This window comes from Pseudomonas sp. Van50, from assembly GCF_055390755.1.
Genome location: NZ_AP024343.1, coordinates 2,441,862 through 2,459,321, shown reverse-complemented (window position 1 = coordinate 2,459,321; position 17,460 = coordinate 2,441,862). Strand labels below are relative to the sequence as shown.

12 protein-coding genes and 3 pseudogenes are annotated in these 17,460 nt (G+C 62.7%); 7 read left to right on the top strand and 8 right to left on the bottom strand.

What is annotated here, in order from left to right; translation table 11 throughout:
* Positions 1-12 precede the first annotated feature (12 nt).
* Positions 13-123, top strand: a pseudogene (locus ACZ5M5_RS10910) (DUF6124 family protein); the annotation flags it as partial.
* Between the two features lie 134 nt (positions 124-257).
* On the opposite strand, the gene ACZ5M5_RS10905 reads toward ACZ5M5_RS10910, so the two are convergent.
* On the bottom strand, positions 258-1,496 hold the full coding sequence (locus ACZ5M5_RS10905; protein ID WP_464739011.1) for a M20/M25/M40 family metallo-hydrolase: 1,239 nt from the start codon (positions 1,494-1,496) through the stop codon (positions 258-260).
* Between the two features lie 85 nt (positions 1,497-1,581).
* Complete coding sequence (locus ACZ5M5_RS10900; RefSeq protein ID WP_060738203.1) at positions 1,582-2,667, bottom strand: diguanylate cyclase; 1,086 nt, start codon at positions 2,665-2,667, stop codon at positions 1,582-1,584.
* Between the two features lie 266 nt (positions 2,668-2,933).
* Here ACZ5M5_RS10900 and ACZ5M5_RS10895 point away from each other — a divergent pair, with 266 nt between their 5' ends.
* The 6 genes from ACZ5M5_RS10895 to ACZ5M5_RS10870 all read left to right on the top strand — a co-directional run bounded on the left by ACZ5M5_RS10895 (position 2,934) and on the right by ACZ5M5_RS10870 (position 10,068).
* A complete protein-coding gene (locus ACZ5M5_RS10895) occupies positions 2,934-3,863 on the top strand; it encodes an alpha/beta fold hydrolase (protein ID WP_464739010.1) in 930 nt (309 codons plus the stop codon).
* Positions 3,864-4,004: 141 nt separating this feature from the next.
* Positions 4,005-5,504, top strand: coding sequence for a glycolate oxidase subunit GlcD (gene glcD, locus ACZ5M5_RS10890; protein ID WP_464739009.1), 1,500 nt, complete (start codon positions 4,005-4,007; stop codon positions 5,502-5,504).
* Positions 5,504-6,562, top strand: coding sequence for a glycolate oxidase subunit GlcE (glcE, locus tag ACZ5M5_RS10885; protein WP_103311232.1), 1,059 nt, complete (start codon positions 5,504-5,506; stop codon positions 6,560-6,562). Before glcD ends, glcE begins: the two co-directional genes overlap by 1 nt.
* A 1-nt stretch (position 6,563) precedes the next feature.
* A complete protein-coding gene (gene glcF, locus ACZ5M5_RS10880; RefSeq protein WP_464739008.1) occupies positions 6,564-7,784 on the top strand; it encodes a glycolate oxidase subunit GlcF in 1,221 nt (406 codons plus the stop codon).
* 88 nt (positions 7,785-7,872) lie between these two features.
* Positions 7,873-9,249: a 2-oxoadipate dioxygenase/decarboxylase HglS gene (gene hglS / locus ACZ5M5_RS10875; RefSeq protein WP_464739007.1), complete on the top strand. Its 1,377-nt coding sequence runs from the start codon at positions 7,873-7,875 to the stop codon at positions 9,247-9,249.
* Positions 9,250-9,549: 300 nt separating this feature from the next.
* Positions 9,550-10,068: an Hcp family type VI secretion system effector gene (locus ACZ5M5_RS10870; protein WP_060738209.1), complete on the top strand. Its 519-nt coding sequence runs from the start codon at positions 9,550-9,552 to the stop codon at positions 10,066-10,068.
* Between the two features lie 410 nt (positions 10,069-10,478).
* Here the strand turns inward: ACZ5M5_RS10870 and ACZ5M5_RS10865 are convergent, their stop codons facing one another.
* The 6 genes and pseudogenes from ACZ5M5_RS10865 to ACZ5M5_RS10840 form a co-directional block, all read right to left on the bottom strand.
* Positions 10,479-10,652 (bottom strand): hypothetical protein, encoded by a 174-nt coding sequence (locus ACZ5M5_RS10865; protein WP_177431725.1) that lies wholly within the window; start codon positions 10,650-10,652, stop codon positions 10,479-10,481.
* A gap of 26 nt (positions 10,653-10,678) precedes the next feature.
* On the bottom strand, positions 10,679-10,921 hold the full coding sequence (locus ACZ5M5_RS10860; RefSeq protein ID WP_060738210.1) for a hypothetical protein: 243 nt from the start codon (positions 10,919-10,921) through the stop codon (positions 10,679-10,681).
* Positions 10,922-10,986: 65 nt separating this feature from the next.
* Positions 10,987-12,057, bottom strand: a complete 1,071-nt coding sequence (locus tag ACZ5M5_RS10855; RefSeq protein WP_060738211.1) for a lipocalin-like domain-containing protein — start codon at positions 12,055-12,057, stop codon at positions 10,987-10,989.
* A pseudogene (locus ACZ5M5_RS10850) lies at positions 12,047-14,517 on the bottom strand (ABC transporter permease). Before ACZ5M5_RS10850 ends, ACZ5M5_RS10855 begins: the two are co-directional and overlap by 11 nt.
* Positions 14,514-15,182 carry an ABC transporter ATP-binding protein gene (locus ACZ5M5_RS10845; protein WP_060738213.1) on the bottom strand — a complete coding sequence of 223 codons (669 nt, stop codon included), beginning with the start codon at positions 15,180-15,182 and terminating at the stop codon, positions 14,514-14,516. Before ACZ5M5_RS10845 ends, ACZ5M5_RS10850 begins: the two are co-directional and overlap by 4 nt.
* 292 nt (positions 15,183-15,474) lie before the next feature.
* A pseudogene (locus ACZ5M5_RS10840) lies at positions 15,475-17,171 on the bottom strand (sulfatase-like hydrolase/transferase).
* Positions 17,172-17,460 lie beyond the last annotated feature (289 nt).

Below are 17,460 nucleotides of genomic sequence, written 5' to 3'. Positions count from 1 at the left end.
CAAAAGCCTGGCCTTCAAGGCTCAAGGCACCACATTGCCCTGGGCATCGAGCAATTGATCGAATTGAGTGGACAGCTGGCAAACCGCGCGCTGGACAACGTCGAAGCGCGTCCGTCGACATAGCGCATTTCCCTGTGGGAGCGAGCTTGCTCGCGAAGGCGGTTTGTCAGCCAACACTTGATCGACAGACAGATCGCTTTCGCGAGCAAGCTCGCTCCCACAAGGTTTCGAGGCGCTCGAGGTTACGGCATGGTGCGTTACCGCCCCGCCAACTCCATGATCATCCGCGACAGCAGATAAATCCTGGGCACCACGCTCTCGACTTCCGCGTACTCCTCCGGCGTATGGATATTCCCGCCAACGATGCCAAAACCATCCAGCGTCGGCGTGCCGACACCGGCCGAGAGGCTGGCATCCGCCGCGCCGCCGCTGCCTTCCTCGGTGAGTTTGCGCCCCAGTTCGCCATAGATGCCTTGGGCCATGGCCATCAACCGGTCCGACTCCGCCGTCTGAGGCATCGGTGGCAGGCCGCGCTTTAGGCTGGTGGTGACTTCGGTGTCGGCGATCAACTTGTCCTGCGAGACCCGGGCCAGGTCTTTTTCGATGCGGTCGAATTCTTCCGGCACCGCCGCCCGTACATCGGCCTTGGCGCTCGCCTGGTCGGGAATCACGTTGGTCCGGTCACCAGCGTTAATCACCGTGAAGTTGATGGTGGTTTTCTTTTCCGCGTCGCCGAGCTTGCCCAGTTGCAAGATCTGGTGCGCGGCTTCCATCGCCGCATTGCGCCCCAGTTCCGGCGCGACGCCGGCGTGGGACGCTTTGCCCTTGACCTCCACCAGCGCCGTCGCACTGCCCTTGCGCCACACCACCAGGCCGTCGGCCGGGCGACCCGGTTCGAGGTTGAGGGTCACGTCATGGGCCTTGGCGGTTTTCTTGATCAGGTCGGTGGCGGCGTCCGAGCCGGTTTCTTCGCTGGCGTCGAGCAGGAAAGTAATCTGCGCGTAGTTCTTGAAATCCAGGTTCTTGAGCACCTTCAAGGCGTAGATCCCCGCGACGATACCGCCCTTGTCGTCCATCACTCCCGGCCCGTAGGCGCGGCCATCCTTGATATGGAACGGGCGTTCGGCGGCCGAGCCCTCCTTGAACACCGTGTCCATGTGGGCCATCAGCAGGATTTTCGCTTTACCGGTGCCCTTGAGGGTCGCCAGGATGTGCTGGGTACCGTCCGAGTTCGGCACCTTCTCAATGGTCGCGCCCAACTTTTTCAGTTCGTCGATGGCAATATCGCCGACCTGGGTCAGCCCCGGCACATACCCGGAGCCGGAGTCGATATTCACCAGGCGCTCCAGCAACTTCAGGGCCTCGCCCTTGTACTGCTGCGCATCGCTCAGGATTTGTTGATGGGGTTGGGCAAAGGCCATAGGGGTGAAGGCGCCAAGGGCCAGGCTCAGGCCGAGGCTGACGGCCAGACGGGAGCGAACAGCGGTTATCGTCATGATTTCATCCTTGTTCCGTATCGAGAGAGTGCCATGGGCACCCTACCCGACAATGAACCAAGGCTCCAGGCAGCAAGAGGCCATCTCAGACAGAAACGGTCGACGCTTCCAACACCGGTCGATGGCGGTGGCAAGTGACCCGGTTGCGCCCGCTGGTCTTGGCTTCGTACAGCGCCTGGTCTGCATCGTTGAGCCAGAGGGTCGCGTCGGCATAAGCCGGGTTGAAGACCGCGACGCCAATACTCAGGCTCACTTTCAGCGCCGGGTCCCGCTCGTAGCTGAGGGTCGCGAAGCGCTCGCGCAAACCGTCCATGGCCTGCACCGCGTTGTGTTGGGTCAGGTCCGGCAGAATCACGCCAAACTCGTCGCCCCCATAACGCCCGACAACGTCGGCGGTACGCAGGTTCTGCCTGAGCAGCTTGCCGAGCTGACGCAGCACGATGTCGCCAGCCCCGTGGCCGTAGGTGTCATTGACGACCTTGAAATGGTCGATGTCGATCAATGCAATCGCGCCACGGGGCGTCCCGTCCGCAGGTTGGCGCACGCAACGCTGGAACTCCTCGTTGAGACGATCTTTCCAGGCGCCATGGTTCAGCAACCCGGTCAGGCTGTCGGTACGACTCAGGGCCAGCAATTCCCGTTTTTGCCGGCCCAGGGTGTAGGCCTGGCGAAAGCAGATCCAGCCCAGTGCCATCGGATACAGGCACAGCAGTGGCAGACACGCGTAGATCTGCGCCGGGCTGGTCATGGGCACGCTGCTCAGCGGGAAGATGACCGTGCCCACGGCGATGCCTGCTACCTGCGCCATCACCCCGACGAGCAGGAAACGCAGGCCACCGATGGCGACGTTGTTCATCGCCATCATCGCCAGCGTGACGGCCGTGGGCAGCGGGTTGAATTGCATCGCCGCGACCCAGAAGCCGCCAAGAAAGGCATCGATCAGCAGATTGCGGTGTTCGGCGTGATACGGCACCGCGCTGCGACGGGCCCACCAATAAGACAGGTGCGGCCAGAGCAGGCCGTTGAACAGCATGAAGCTCCAGACCCAGGGTGCCGGGTCGAGGGGATAAAGCGCGGCGCTGACCAGCAACAACCCCAGCGTCAGGCCCAGGGCGCGCGATACATAGAGCCTCCTGGCCAACGTCAGTCCCTTTTTTCCCGGTTTTTGCATGGACGCCTCTGCACCGCGGGTTCCCGAGTCATCGGGATAGGGTTGTCTGGAGTCTATCAGGGCGGCATCAAATAGCCACCACTGATGCAGGGGTATTTATTCACATTCAAATGCGAGACTCTGATGGGATTTTGGCTATACATGACAAGGAAATCCGTAAGCCTTCGAAAGGAGGCCCCTGAGTAACGATGTCCCGGATTTAAGCTTCACTTATTACCGACTGATCCGTTTGATTACATTCTGTCGCAGCCCATGGAGGGCAAAACATGCTGGTGTTGTGGGTAGTTCTTGCTGTACTTATCGCCTGGAGCTGGTTGACGTATCCCGGCATCGGCCATGTGATCTACGACATGAGCATGGCCTTGGAGGCACGCCTTTACCGGTTGCGCAAAATCACCGTGCCCATCAGCGAGATGACCGTGTCGACCTGGCAGGGCGGGCCTTATGAAGCGTCCGCCAGCATCTTGATGCTGCACGGCTACAGCGGCGACAAGAACCTCTGGTTGCGTGTCGCCCGGCATTTTGTCGGTGATTACCGGGTGGTGATCCCTGACCTCCCCGGCCATGGCGAAACCGGCTTCAAGGCCGGCGGCGGCTACGACATCCCGACCCAGGCCCGGCGAATCATCGAGTTGCTCGACGCCTGCGGCCTGGACAAGGTCCATGTGATCGGCAATTCCATGGGGGGCCATCTCGCCGCGTGGCTGGCGGCCACTTCGCCTGATCGCGTGCTGACCCTGGCGCTGCTCAATCCGGCCGGCGTCACCTCCCCCCAGCCCAGCGACATGGACCGCCAACTGGCCACCGGTCGTAACCCGTCCCTGGTGCATTCGCGGGAGGAGTTCATGCCGTTCTACGCAATGACCATGGCCTCGCCACCGTGGGTACCGGGCATGGTGATGGCGGCCGTGGCCGAGCGCTATGTACAACACCGCGAAGAACTGGCGGAGATCTACACCGACTTTCGCGACAGCCCGTCGATGGAGCCCCACCTGGCCGACATTCGCGCCCCTTCGCTGCTGCTCTGGGGCCGCCAGGACCGGGTGATCGATGTCAGCAGCGTGCCGGTGTGGAGCAAGGGCATCGCGGACTTGCGCGTGGAAATCTGGGACGGGATCGGCCACCTGCCGATGATCGAGCAACCGGGGAAAACCGCTGCGCTGTACCGTGGTTTTCTCAAGGGGTTGGGCCAGTGACGGCGATGCGTAAAACAACATGAACCCAATGTGGGAGCGAGCTTGCTCGCGATAGCGGCGACACCTAGGCAAGCTGACCCACCGCCATCGCGAGCAAACTCGTTCCACAAGGATTCGTGGCGACTGAGGGGTATCGACTCCATGAACATCCTCTACGACGAACACCTCGACGGCCCTTTGCCGAAGGTGGACAAACAGACCCTGCTGCAAGCCTTCCAGGCACAGATTCCAGACCTGGACATCCTGCACCAGGAGCAAGACCTCAAGCCCTACGAGTGCGATGGCTTGTCGGCCTATCGCACCACGCCCCTGCTGGTGGTCTTGCCCAGGCGGGTCGAGCAGGTGCAAGCGCTGCTCAAGCTCTGCCATGAACAGAACGTCCCGGTGGTCGCCAGGGGCGCCGGGACCGGTCTGTCCGGCGGTGCCCTGCCCCTGGCCAGTGGCGTGTTGCTGGTGATGGCGCGGTTCAACCAGATCCTGCACATCGACCCCGACGCCCGCACCGCACGGCTTCAGCCGGGTGTGCGCAACCTGGCGATCTCCCAGGCAGCGGCGCCGTTCGGGCTGTATTACGCGCCGGACCCTTCGTCCCAGATCGCCTGTTCCATTGGTGGCAATGTCGCGGAAAATGCCGGCGGTGTGCACTGCCTCAAGTACGGCCTGACGGTGCACAACCTGCTGAAGCTGGAAATCCTCACCGTCGAAGGCGAACGCCTGACCCTGGGCAGCGAAGCCCTGGATTCGCCGGGCCTGGACCTGCTGGCGCTGTTCACCGGCTCCGAAGGCTTGCTCGGGGTGATCACCGAAGTGACGGTCAAGCTGTTGCCCCGGCCCCAGGTCGCCAAGGTGCTGCTGGCCAGTTTCGATTCGGTGGACAAGGCCGGGCGGGCGGTGGCCGACATCATCGCCGCCGGCATCATTCCCGGTGGCCTGGAAATGATGGACAACCTGGCGATCCGCGCCGCCGAGGATTTCATCCACGCCGGCTATCCGGTGGACGCCGAAGCGATCCTGCTGTGCGAACTGGACGGGGTCGAGGCCGATGTCCATGACGACTGCGAACGGGTCCGTCAGGTGTTGGAACAGGCCGGGGCCACCGAGGTGCGCCAGGCGCGGGACGAGGCCGAGCGGCTGCGGTTCTGGGCCGGGCGCAAGAACGCCTTCCCGGCGGTGGGACGCCTGGCGCCGGATTATTACTGCATGGACGGCACCATCCCCCGACGTGCCCTGCCCGAAGTGCTGCAACGCATCGCCAGCCTGGGCGCCGAGTATGGCCTGCGGGTCGCCAATGTGTTTCATGCCGGCGACGGCAACATGCACCCACTGATCCTGTTCGATGCCAACCAGCCCGGCGAACTGGAGCGCGCCGAAACCCTGGGTGGGAAAATCCTCGAACTGTGTGTCCAGGTAGGCGGCAGCATCACCGGCGAGCACGGGGTTGGCCGGGAAAAAATCAATCAGATGTGCACGCAGTTCAACAGCGACGAACTGAACCTGTTCCACGCGGTAAAAGCGGCGTTCGATCCCCAAGGCCTGCTCAACCCCGGCAAGAACATCCCGACCCTGCACCGCTGCGCCGAGTTCGGTGCCATGCACATCCATGGCGGGCAGTTGCCGTTTCCCGAACTGGAGCGTTTCTGATGAGCCGCGAAGCCGACCAGGACGCCAGCGACCTGTTGCTCGAACAGGTCAATCGCGCACGGGCCAACGCCACGCCGTTGCGCATCCAGGGTTCGAACAGCAAGGCGTTCCTGGGGCGGGAAGTGGCCGGCGAAGTGCTGGACACCCGCGTGCACCGTGGCATCGTCCATTACGACCCCACCGAGCTGGTCATCACGGCGCGGGCCGGCACCCCGTTGCGGGAACTGCTCGCCGCCCTGGAGGCCGCCGGGCAACGCCTGCCCTGCGAACCGCCGGCGTTCGGCGACGACGCCACGGTCGGCGGCATGGTCGCCGCCGGGCTGTCGGGGCCACGTCGCCCCTGGGCAGGTTCGGTGCGCGACTTCGTCCTGGGTACGCGCCTGATCAGCGGCCACGGCACCGTGCTGCGCTTCGGCGGCGAGGTGATGAAGAATGTCGCCGGCTATGATCTCTCGCGCCTGCTGGCCGGCAGTTTCGGTTGCCTGGGGGTGATCACCGAAGTGTCCTTGAAGGTCCTGCCCAAGCCCCGTCACAGCCTGAGCATCCGTCTGGAGCTGGGCAGCGCCGAAGCCTTGGAGACACTCGCCGAATGGGGTCGCCAGCCCCTGCCCATCAGCGCCGCCAGCCATGACGGCGACTGCCTGCACCTGCGCCTGGAGGGGGGCGAAGGCTCGGTCAGCGCCGCTCATCAACGTTTTGGTGGCGAGGTGATCGACGATCGATACTGGACGGCACTGAATGAACATCGGTTGGCATTTTTCGACGAAGGCTTGCCGCTGTGGCGCCTGTCATTGCCCAACCACACCGGCCCCCTCACCCTGCCCGGCGCTCAACTGATCGATTGGGGTGGCGCGCAACGCTGGTTGAAAACCGAGGCCGGCACGGTGCAAGCCCTGGCCGATGAAGTGGGCGGCCATGCCACCTGCTATCGCCAGGGTGCCAGCGACACACCGTTCCAGCCACTGGCCCCGGCGCTGCTACGTTATCACCGGCAACTCAAGGCCCAGCTCGACCCCCTGGGACTGTTCAACCCTGGTCGAATGTACCCGGAGCTTTAGCATGCAGACTCGGTTCAGTGAGGAAAGCAAAAACCTGCCCCGCGCCGAAGAAGCCGAACGGATCCTGCGCAGTTGCGTGCATTGCGGCTTCTGCAATGCCACCTGCCCCACCTACCAATTGCTCGGCGATGAACTGGATGGCCCGCGAGGTCGGATCTACCTGATCAAGCAAGTGCTCGAAGGCCAGCCGGCGACAGCCAGCACCCAGTTGCACCTGGATCGCTGCCTGTCGTGTCGCAACTGCGAGACCACCTGCCCGTCCGGCGTGGACTACCACAACCTGCTGGATATCGGCCGGGCGGTGGTCGACCAAGCCGTGCCGCGCCCCGCCGGCCAACGCGCACTGCGCCTGGGGTTGCGCAGCCTGGCCGTCAGTCCCGAACGGTTCAAGGCCCTGCTGCGCCTTGGAGCGGTCTTCCGTCCGTTGCTGCCGACGAACCTGAGCGCCAAGTTGCCCCACCCCGCCCCCTCCCACAGCGATCGCCCACCACTGCGCCATGGGCGAAGGGTGTTGATGCTCGAAGGCTGCGTGCAACCGGGCCTGTCGCCCAACACCAACACCTCGGCAGCGCGAGTGCTGGATCGACTCGGCATCAGCGTGATCCCTTGTGCGCAGGCCGGCTGCTGCGGTGCGCTGGATTATCACCTCGATGCCCAGGCCACCGGACTGGACCGCGCCCGACAGAACATCGACGCCTGGTGGCCGCACCTGGAGCACGGCGCCGAAGCCATCGTCCAGACCGCCAGCGGTTGCGGCGCCTTCATCAAGGACTACGGGCACCTGCTGGAACATGACCCTGCCTATGCCGCCAAGGCCAAGCAGGTAAGCGAACGAGCGCTGGACCTGGTGCAAGTGCTCGGCAACGAGCCGCTGGAACAGATCTGCGCGGCCAGGAACCAGCGCATCGCCGTCCATTGCCCATGCACCTTGCAGCATGCGCAGAAACTCGGCGGCAGCATCGAAGCACTGTTGACGCGGCTGGGCTTCAACCTCACCGAGGTGCCTGACGGCCATTTGTGTTGCGGTTCGGCCGGCACCTATTCGCTGACCCAGCCGGCCTTGGCGCGGCAGTTGCGCGACAACCGCCTCAATGCCCTGGAAAGCGGTCAGCCGGAGATGATTGTCACGGCCAACGTCGGCTGCCAGAACCACCTCGACGGCGCCGGTCGCACGCCCGTGCGGCACTGGATCGAGCTGGTGGATCAGTCCCTGGCAGAATGAAGTCCTGAAGATTCTTCGTTTGCCGGGGCCGGCGAAGGCTGCGATCTTTCGTTCAACTTTCCCACAGCCCTCGCCAGGAATTCTCACGATGAGCTTCGTCAGCCCCGACCTGATCCGCCAACGCTTCTCCAGAGCGATGTCCGACATGTACCGCGACGAGGTGCCGTTGTATGGCGCCCTGATGAAGCTGGTGGAACACACCAACGCCCAGGTGCTGAGCGAACAGCCGCCACTGGCGGAACACCTGCGCAGCACCGGCGAACTCGAGCGCCTGGACCTGGAACGCCACGGCGCGATTCGCGTCGGCACCGCCGCCGAACTGGCGACCCTGGGGCGACTGTTCGCGGTCATGGGCATGCAGCCGGTGGGCTACTACGACCTCACGCCGGCCGGGGTGCCAGTGCATTCCACAGCGTTTCGCGCCGTGCATGAAAGCGCGTTGCAGGTGAGCCCGTTCCGAGTGTTTACCTCGCTGCTGCGATTGGAACTGATCGAGAATTCCGAGCTGCGGGCCTTTGCCGAGTCGGTGTTGGCCAAACGGCAGATCTTCACCCCCGGGGCCCTGGAGCTCATTGACCTGGCCGAGCGCCAGGGTGGCCTGACGCAAGCCCAGGCCGAGGACTTCGTCCTGCAGGCCCTGGAAACCTTCCGCTGGCACCACAGCGCCACCGTCACCGCCGAACAGTACCGGCAACTGAGCGCCCAGCATCGCCTGATCGCCGACGTGGTGGCGTTCAAGGGCCCGCACATCAATCACCTGACGCCGCGCACCCTGGACATCGACATCGTCCAGGCGCGGATGCCCGTGCATGGCATTACTCCCAAGGCCGTGATCGAAGGTCCACCCCGTCGCCAATGCCCGATCCTGCTGCGCCAGACCAGTTTCAAGGCACTCGACGAACCCGTCGCCTTCACCGACCAGCCACAGGCCCAAGGCAGCCACAGCGCCCGCTTCGGCGAAATCGAACAACGCGGCGCCGCGCTCACGCCCAAGGGCCGCGGGCTCTACGACCAATTGCTGAATGCCGCACGCGATGCGCTGGGGGCGTTTCCCAACGAAGCCAACGCCGAACGCTACAACGCGTTGATGACCGAACACTTTGTCGCATTCCCGGACAACCACGATGAGTTGCGCCAACAGGCATTGGCGTATTTCCGCTACTTCCCGACGCCCAAGGGCCTCGCCGCCAAGGGCACCCTCGAACCAGCAGCGTCCCTGGAACACTTGCTCGAACAGCAATACCTGCGCGCCGAGCCCTTGGTGTACGAAGACTTCCTGCCGGTCAGCGCCGCCGGCATCTTCCAGTCGAACCTCGGCGATGCCGCCCAGAGCCATTACGCCGGGCAGTCCAATCGCCAGGCTTTCGAAGCGGCGCTGGGGCGAGCGACCATCGATGAGCTGGGGCTGTACGCCCAGACGCAACAGCGCTCCATTGATGAGTGCAGAGCTGCGTTGGGCGTGTAGGAACAGGCCGAAGGATAAAACGGCAATAAGTTGCCTGACCGGCGCGCAACACGGCGCGCCGTCCTCGGTGATTCTGCCCGGCTAGAGCGACGCCCGGATGGGTCGCGAATATCTGCAATGCACCGGGCAAGCGTTTGTACGCTTTGTTGCCCGACTGAAGGGAATAGCCGCCTTTACTCAGATCAAGCTATTGATATTTATAGTTTTTTCTAATCTGGCATAGCGTTTGATAACCGTCAGGCCACCTAGGGGCGATTCCCGTCCCAGGACCTTATCGTTATCCAGGAAGGAGAGCATTCCTTGGCTATCCCCGCGTACATGTCCGTTACAGGCACCAAACAAGGTCTGATCACTGCCGGTGCGTTTACCGCCGACTCAGTGGGCAACACCTACCAAGAGGGTCACGAAGACCAGGTCATGGTGCAGGCTTTCGAGCACCAGGTGACCATCCCTCGCGATCCTCAGTCCGGTCAGCCAACCGGCCAGCGCATACACAAACCCCTGATCATCACCAAGGTATTCGACAAGGCTTCGCCACTGATGCTCGCTGCCCTGACGAGCGGCGAACGCCTGACCGAAGTCAAGATCCAGTGGTACCGCACTTCGGCCGCCGGCACTCAGGAGCACTACTACACCACTACGTTGGAGGACGCGATCATCGTCGATATCAAGGACTACATGCCCAACTGCCAGGATCCGGAGAACACCCACTTCACCCATCTGGAAGACGTGTACTTCACGTATCGCAAGATCACCTGGACCCATGAAGTCAGCGGCACCTCGGGTTCCGATGACTGGCGTGTACCGGCCGCCGGTTGAAATCGCAGGCAGCCGTTCACCCATCGACCAACGCAGTGGGTCAATGTGCACTCTGATAATTGACAGTTATTGATTCAGGACGGTGTTCGCCCAGTGCGACGGCCTCGGCAATCCATGCACTGGTAAAGAGCCTGACACTGGGCGAACAGGCACAATAATAATGGAACTTTCAGAATAAGTCCGCGAGGCTGTTTAAATAATTGTTTATCTTTGTTGTAGCTGTGCACGACTGATCATGACTCATATGTTCGTACAGTTACATTCGTGGACCGGAACCCGGACCTGTGGTGAGGGAGGATTCCTTCGCCAGCGGTGCAAACAGTTATACAAAACATGGACAAATACAGAAAGTTACCCAAACAAGAAAATTAAACAGTCATTAAAAAACTCTTTTTAATACCAGCCGGACTTCAGCCACGCCGTCCGGTTTTTTGCGCATCGGTGTCCCCTGTTTCAGGGTCACCCTGTTGCTGTTTGCGCTTGGCCGGATCATTGGGGCGCAAGGCATCGTTATCGCGTTCCACTTCGCCGGGCAATGCCGGTGCGTCCGGATTGGATGGGGTTCGATCGGGGTTGTGCTTCATGGCGAACTCCTTGGATCTTTCGGGATTCAGGCATCGGGGTCGGCGACTTCTTCAGCGACATTGGCATCCGGCGAGCGCCGGTGCAGTTGCTCAGCCTGGGTCTTCAAATCCTGCCAGCGCGCCAGATCGATGGTGCCCCTGCCGAACAGGTCATTGGCCACCCGCATCAGCTCGGTGAAGTGGGCATCGGGGGACTGCTGCCAATAGGCCTTGTCGTCGAACAACTGCTGCCAGTCGGCCAGCGACGGAAGTTTGAGGTCATCGCTCATGGCGGGCTCCTGCGAGACATTCATCAGTTATGAGGGTCGACGTTCGCAGGGAGTTCCGACGATTCTCAGTAGCCGGTCATTTCCAGGTAACCCGTGCCGCCCTGGTTGCCACTGAGTCGTACCGGGCCTTCCCAATAGGGAATGCGCAGGTCCATCCAGGCCTTGGGGTTGAGTGCCTGAAGGGTCACGTCGAGTTGTTTGCCGGGAATCTTGATGGCCCAGCGTACCGGCATCGAGCGTCCCGCAACCTGGGTGGTGTCCAGAGGCACGAGACTGATATCTGCGGCATGCAGGGTTTGCTTCCGGCCCTGGGCATCGATCCAGGTGCCTGTGAGGTAAGGCGCGCCGTCCTTGTGGCGCATGCGATAGAGCATCAGGTGCTCGCCATTGTCCAGGTGCAGGGAGAACCAGTCCCAGCCGGTCTGGTTGGCGGTCAGGGGCTGGCTGCTCCATTCGCGGTCGAGCCAGGCCGGGCCGCTGACCGTGTAACGCTGACCGTCGATTTCCAACTCACCGCTGGCCTGGAAAAACGGCTGGCTGTAGTAGTACGACGCCTGCCCCTGTGCGGATTTCTGGCTGAAACCTTGATCGCCCTGCAACACCAACGGGCGGCTCGACGTCAGCCGCAACGCATAGCTGAAGCGTCGGTCGCGCGCCTTCAATTGCATGTCCGCCAACGGCTCGGCCGCAGCAGCCTGGCTGGTGAATTGCCAGTCGTCGATCCAGGCCTCGAAAGGCACCGCCTGCACCCCGGCCTGCCCCACTCCGCCTCGGGCATAACGCTCGGCGGCATGGTGCACGGTGGCGGAAGTGACCGCCGCGTGGCCGAGCCAGATCGTCTGGTTGCGCCAGCCGCTGGCCTGGGGCGCGGCATCCAAGGCGCTGCGAAACAGCGTCCATTGCACGCCGAATTCCCGGCCCTGGGCGTCCTTGAGATTGGCGGTGACGTACCACCACTCGATACGGAAACCGTCATGAATGCCGTGGTCGGCCGGAAAACTGAACGCCCGCCCAGGCACGACAGGCGTGAACGCGACAGCCTGGTCGCCGAGGCCGGCAAAGCCCTTTTGTGGCGGCGCTGAATCATCACAACCGCTGAGCAACGCCAGCAGCAACACGCCAATTTTAATCTTCATGGGCAAAGGTCCTCAGCAAATCCGCCGGCTGCGTGCGGTACAACGCATACAGCGGCCAGGCCGATGCCAGGAGCGTGGCGAGCATCGCCAGGGCCAGCAACTGCACCAATTGCAACGGGAACACCCGCAACGGCAGGCGCCAGCCGAAGGCCTGCACATTGATCACCGCGTCCAGGCACCAGGCCAGGGCAATGCCCAGCGGCAAGGCCAGGACCAGGGTCAGCAGCGCCAGCAACCAGGTCTGGCCGAGGTTGAGCAACATCAATTGCCGACGCGTCACCCCCAGCGCCCACAGCGGCGCCAACTGGCCGAGACGACTCTGGCTCTGGGTCAGCAGGCTGATGAACAACGCCACCCCAGCCACCGCCAGGGTCAGGCTGTTAAGGGCGGCGGTGGCGGCGAAAGTGCGCTCGAACACCTGGCTCGACCAGCCCTTGAGCCGGGCCTGGTCGACGATGCGGCTGTCGTCCAGGCTGAACCGGCCCTGCAACGCGGTCAGTAGCGCCGGGATCGCGGGCGGTTCGATGCGCAGGTTGAAACGGTTCGGCGTCAGCTGCGGCCAATGCGCCAGCAAGTGATCGGCGTTGACCAGCACGTGGCCCTTGGGATTGCCGTAGTCGGCGTAGATACCGACGATGCGCAGTGCCCAGGGTCCCTGTGGCGTCGGCAGGGTCAACTGATCGCCGATCCTCACCTTGAGGCGCCGGGCCAGTTGTTCGCTGAGCATCAGGGTGTCGGCGGCGGCCAGTTGCTCCCACGGCTTGTCGCCGGCCGATTCCAGTAGCGGCCAATGCTGGCGATAGTGCGGGTGATCGATGATGCCATGGATGTCCGTCGGCCAGCCCTGCAACGGGATCGAGACTTGCCAGAGGGGAACGATAGCCGTGATCGCCGGTTGCTGCTTGAGCCAGGCGTGCAACTCCACCGCCTGGGCCGGGGTTTGCGGGTTGATGTACAACTCGGCGGTCAGCCGTTGTTCGAGCCAGTTGCTGAAGGTCTGGCGGAAGCCGGCGGTCATGCTGCCGGCACCGATATTCGCCGCCAAGGCCAACAGCAAAGCCATCAGCGCCAGGCTCAGCGTCGGCAATTGCTGGCGGCAATCGGCGAGAAACCATTGCCCGAGCACCGAGCGGTTGCGGCGCAGCAGTTGCTTCAGCGCACTGCTGAGCAACACCGGCAAGGCCAGCGCCGCACCCAGCAACAAGGCAGTCATCAGGACAAAACCGCTGGCCAGGCTGTCGCCCCAGACCAACGCCGAGGCGGCAATCAACCCCGCCCCTGTCGCCACCCAACCCTGGCGTCGCAGCCAGCGCCCATGGGCCTGATGCCAGGCCTGGGGATTGGCCAACGCCAGCAAGGGCAAACGCGCCGCCCGCAACAGGCTGTCGGCCCCGGCCAGCAACGCACCGAGCAAGCTCAGGCCGACACCGCTGAGCCACCACCCCAGGCTGAGGTTCAAATGCCCGGCCACTTCGGCGCCGTACAAACCCCGCAGGCTCGCCGCGACATCGGGCAACAACAGGCCCGCCAGCCAGTAGCCGCTGAGTACCCCGGCGATCCCGCCCAGCAAGGCCAGCACACCCAGCTCAATCGCCAGGCTGGTGACCAGCACCCGCACACTGACGCCACAGGCCCGCAGCGTTCGCAGCAGGCTGCGACGCTGCTCGAGGGCCAGGCCGATGGCGGCGTGAACGATGAACAGCCCCACCACGAACGATAAAAACCCCAAGGCGTCGAGGTTCAGGTGAAAACTTTCGGTCAGGCGCGACAGGTTGTTTTCTTCATCGGCACGCGTCAATTGCAGCCGATCACGGAAGGCCTCCGGCAACGCGGCGTTGAATGTGGCGGGCAACAACAGCCGCGACAGCTGGTCCGGCAACCCGAGTACGGCTTGGGCAAAACCGATGTCCATCAACAGCACGCCCGGCGCCATGTCCACTTGGACATGCAGCGGCGGCAGCGGTTGCCCATCGACGGTACGAGGCCGGTCGCCCTCGCCCAGCCCCAAGGCCTGCAAGGTTTGCGGGGCGACCCAAGTGCGACCTGGGTCGGTAAAAAACTCGACCACCTCGCTCATGTCCCGCGCCTGCCCCGCCAGGGCCGCGCCGGGTGGCAGCGACACCGGGTCGATGCCCATCAGTTGCAGGCGCTGATCCTCGTGCCCCTCGAGCAGCACCCGAGCCTGCAACACCGGCGACACCGGCCAGCCCTGGCGCCGCAAATCGATAAACCATTGCTGAGAAAAGGTGCCGCCACCGGGGCATTGAGGCTGGCCTGGGGTTCGCCGCCGATCAATTGGCTGGCCCGGGCGTAGCTGTCCCGGGCCTGACTGTTCAGCGCTTGCACGCCGGTGAGCAGGCTGGTGGCGAGCCAAAGGCCGATCAGCACGCTGAAGAATTGCACCGGGTGTTGGCGCCAATGGCTGAGCAAGGCCTTGAGGGTCTGGCGAAAAATCATCACCCCTGGGCCACCTGCGCCAACCGTCCGCCGTGCAACACCACGCGTTGGGCCAGGCGAGCCGCCACCCGTGGACTGTGGGTCACCATGAGCAGACTGGTGGGGCTGCCCTCCAGCAGTTCCAGCAACAGTTGCAGCACTTCGTCGCTGGTGGCTTCGTCGAGGCTGCCGGTGGGTTCGTCGGCCAGCAACAGGGGCGGCCGCGAGGCCAGCGCCCGCCCCAGCGCCACCCGTTGCTGCTGGCCGCCGGAAAGCTGTTCAGGGTAACGCCGCAGCAACGCTGCAAGCCCGAGCCGCTGCACCAGATGGGCTTGCCAGGCCGCGTCATGGCGGCCGCACAGGCGCGCCTGGAACGCCAGGTTGTCTTCCACCGACAAGCTGCTGATGAGGTTGAACTGCTGGAACACCAGGCCGATTTCCGTGCGTCGCCAGTTCGCCAACTGGCTTTCGCTCATGCCGTCGAGCCGATATTCACCACTGCGGATACTGCCGCGATCCACCTTGTCCAGCCCGGCGACCAGGTGCAGCAAGGTGCTCTTGCCACTGCCGGACTCCCCCATCAGTGCCAGGCTGCTGCCGGGCATCAGGGTCAGGTCGACGCCCTGCAGCACCGGCAACGGGCCTTGGGGCGTGGGGTAGCTTTTATAGACATCGCGGACTTCAAGCATGAACAGGCTCGATGAATGAACGTGAGGCTCAGGATAGCGGAATTAGCCGCAATGCCGGCCCAGGCGAGAGCTCGCGAAGGCGGTGTATCAGCTGGCGGTGATGTGGATGGGCAGGCCTCATCGCGAGCGAGCTCGCTCCCACAGGGCTCTGCGGCGTATGTACATTTTGTGGCTGCCGAAAATCCATGTGGGAGCGAGCTTGCTCGCGAAGGCGGCGTCATAGTCGATGAAGATGTTGGATGTGCCGGCCTCATACGAGCAAGCCCACTCCCAAAGAGCTCAGCGTATAGAGTCAATGCCCCACTGCCATTTCAACCTGGCCGGAATGCGGTGTCACGATGTTGTCCAGGTCGATATGTTTCCACGCCGGTTTCGCCCCCAGCCGCGCGTTGAAGCGGTAGTTGAAGGTGAAGTCGTCATCGGTCGGCTGGTTCAGGGATTTTCCATAGGCCGACTCAACCCCGACCGGGTCGTAGCCCATCAACTGCAACAACGTCGGGAAGATGTTGTAGTGGCTGGAGCGGTCCTTGTTCCGGGCCCAGGCATTGCGCCAATCGAGGGTCTGCAATGAGCGGCCCTGGATCACCACCAACGGCACCAAGCCTTCTTCGGCCACCGGGTCGCCGCCGCAATGGGTGTTAAGCCCGGGATTGCCGCGCTCGTGCAGATCCTGGCCGTGGTCGGAGGTGTAGATCAACACCGCATGGCTCAAATCGGCCTGCTGGAAGATTCGCTTGAAGAACTCGCCGACATTCCACAGCAAGGTGTTCTGGTAGGCGTTGCGGTACAGCAGCCAGTCATCTTGCTGGCCATTGAAACCGTCGCGCCTGCCGGTGTCGGCCACTTCCTGGAACTGCCCGCGCGGCAAGGCCGGACGGTAGTTCATGAAGTCGTCGGGGTATTTGTCGTGCACTGGAAAATGCGCCCCCACCTTGTTGATCACCACCAGTTCAGCCTGGTGGTCGCCCAACAGCTCGATCAACTTCGCCGCCGCCGCCATGTCGCGGTCACGCACGCTGGCCTGGTCGAACTGGACGAATTCGTCGATGTCCTGTTTTTCCAAGTCGGTCATCAGGTTCTGCAGATGGCCGCCAGTGCGCTGGGCGTCGATGTAGACGGTGCGCAAGCCGGCCTGCTTGGCGTACTGCCAGATCGACGGCCGGGTGCTGTTGATGCGCATGTAGTCAGCGCGAGTACCGCCGTAGCGCAAGGTGACATTGGTGTCGGCGCTGCAATTGGCGATGGAAGCCGCGTAGCCGAAATTGAAAATATCCACGCCCTCGGGCGGTGTCTTCAGGCCGCTGTGCACGCCAGACTGCGTGTTGATATCGAGGTAATTGCCGCCAATGCTTTCATCGATGATCAGCACGATGTCCTGCTCGATCAAAGACGATCGCCGCGCCAGGGTGACCGGTTCCCGGGGCCGATGGTGTTGTGCAAGGACTCGTAGGCGAAGAGATTCAAATAGGCCAACGGCGTGTACATCACCGGCAGGCCGCGCGCGCCCTCGCCCGCCCGAACGAACAGCACGCCACTGAGCAACACCACGCCCAGTACGGGCGCGAGTACCGGCAGATAACCGGGCACTCGCAGCGCCCGACGAGGCTTGAGGGCGATGCCGAACAACAGCAACAAGCCGCCGATCGCCGCGTTGATGATCACCTGGCGATACTGATAGGCCGCTTCCTGGATGAACCCTCCCGAGTACACCAGCGAGACGAACTGGCTGTAGGTCAGGTAACTGTCCGTGACCTGGGTGTACACCTCGAAAAAAACCGCTGAAACGAACAACGCCAAGGCAAACACATGCCTGACCATCGTCTGGCGTATGTAGGCGCACATCCACAGCGCCACCACCAACAGCACGAACATGGCGCCGAACAGCAAGGTTGCCAAGCCCAGGCCCAACGCATCGAGACGGTCGAGGTAATAGGCGTACCCCTTGAGCAGGTACAAAAACAGCAGCAATTCCTTGAGGTAGCGGGCCATGTTTTCCTCGACCGGATCGCGGTGTCGAAAGCACTTCGTTCCTGCACGTTAGCAGCCGATTTTCAAAGCGCAAGAAACGCCCCACCCCAACCACGCGTCAAAAAAAAGTTACCCCAAAAACGACACGAAAATAGGTAACAAAATATAAAAATCTATGGATAACGACCGTTTATCGCTTTGTTAAATGCCAACCATCCCCAGTAAAACAGCCACTTTGCTAGATCAGTCAATGACTTGATATCAAAAGGCCCGATTTCACTTGAATTGCCAACACTGACAACTGTCATTT